This window comes from Curtobacterium sp. MCBA15_016, from assembly GCF_001865105.1.
In the GTDB taxonomy this organism is placed as follows: Bacteria; Actinomycetota; Actinomycetes; order Actinomycetales; family Microbacteriaceae; genus Curtobacterium.
The window spans coordinates 6,146-7,165 of record NZ_MJGR01000053.1; the positions used below are offsets into that span (position 1 = coordinate 6,146).

Below are 1,020 nucleotides of genomic sequence, written 5' to 3' on the forward strand. Positions count from 1 at the left end.
GGCCGTCGGCGAGGGTGCCGATCGTCAGGACGCTCCACCGGTCGCCGATGCGGTCGAGCAGCTGTCGCGAGGGACACTCGGCGGCGTAGGGGCTGTACTCGAGAGCTGACACGACGACCTCCGTTACGCACCGTGAGGTGCCTACTTACTCAGAGAGAGTAACGCTTGTACGGTGAGTGTCAACGTTCCACGAAAGGACTGCTCCATGACCAGCATCGTCGTCTTCGGTGGCACCGGCTACGCCGGCTCCGCCATCACCCGCGAGGCCCTCTCCCGCGGCATCGCCGTCACTGCCGTCGCCCGCGACACCTCGAAGCTCGAGCCGGCCGAGGGGCTCACACTCGCGCAGGGTGACGCCTTCGACACCGACTTCGTCGCCGAGGTCACGACGGGTGCGGACGTCATCGTCGTCGCGCTCCACGCGGTGCAGGCGGACGGCAGCGAGCTGAAGGACGCGTTCCGGCCGTTCGTCGACGCCGCCGCTGCTGCCGGTGCGCGCCTCGGCATCGTCGGCGGAGCCGGTTCGCTGCTCGTCGCCGAGGGTGGCCCGGCGCTGTACGACACGGCCGAGTTCCCCGACGCGTTCAAGGGCGAGGCGAAGAGCCACGGTCAGGTCCTCGAGGCCCTCCGCGCGTCGGACACCGAGGTCGACTGGTTCTACGTGAGCCCGGCGGCTGCCTTCGGCGGCTACAACCCCGGCGAGCGTCGTGGCACCTACCGCACCACCGACGACGTCCTGCTCACCGACGCCGACGGCAACTCGGACATCTCCGGCGAGGACTTCGCGATCGCCTTCGTCGACGAGATCGCTTCTCCGGCGCACCACCAGGCGCGCTTCGGGGTCGCCTACTAGGCGGTTCGGTTCGCCTCCGCACAACGGAAGTCACCCGGAACTGCGCCTTCGCGCGGTTCCGAGTGACTTTGCTTGTGCGGCGCGGCGCGGTGCGGCGCGGTGCGGCGCGGCGCGGTGTGCGTGCGGGCGCGCAGCGTGCGCACGATGCGGAACCACGAAACCGACAT

General features: G+C 69.8%; 1 protein-coding gene. It reads left to right on the forward strand.

Going from position 1 to position 1,020, the window contains the following annotated elements; genetic code table 11:
• The first annotated feature begins 205 nt into the window (after nucleotides 1-205).
• A complete protein-coding gene (locus BIV03_RS17070) occupies nucleotides 206-853 on the forward strand; it encodes an NAD(P)-dependent oxidoreductase (RefSeq protein WP_071296535.1) in 648 nt (215 codons plus the stop codon).
• Nucleotides 854-1,020: the final 167 nt, after the last annotated feature.

Excerpts from the sequence above, each read along its gene's own strand:
- BIV03_RS17070 (WP_071296535.1), top strand. The coding sequence starts at position 206 with ATGACCAGCATCGTCGTCTTCGGTGGCACCGGCTACGCCGGCTCCGCC.